Annotated in this window: 1 protein-coding gene; it reads right to left on the bottom strand. The window is 47.7% G+C overall.

Annotation, left to right across the window (positions count from 1 at the left end):
• Positions 1-11: 11 nt before the first annotated feature.
• The coding region (locus A3761_RS00925) for a MotA/TolQ/ExbB proton channel family protein (RefSeq protein WP_197472693.1) at positions 12-329 on the bottom strand (318 nt) is incomplete at its 5' end.

A 329-nucleotide genomic window follows, 5' to 3' on the forward strand; every position in this document is an offset into this window, starting at 1 on the left:
ATAAACCAGAACTATTCTTCACCTGTTTCTCGCTTGCCTTCAGACAAGTAGGTTCTCAACATAGCTTCAATAACACGTGGGTTTTGACCAGCCTGAATCGCCAAAACGGCATCGATTGACATGGACTTGATCAACTCTTCCTCTTCCATTCTAAGAGTCAGTTTGTCAGCAAAAGGGATAGCAACCATATTTGCAAGCATCGCTCCATATAGCGTGGTCAATAGAGCTACCGCCATCGCAGGACCAATGGACTTCGGGTCATCCATGTTGGACAGCATCGCAACCAAACCGATCAAGGTACCAATCATTCCCATCGCCGGCCCCAGGTC

It is taken from the genome of Oleiphilus sp. HI0123, assembly GCF_001635315.1.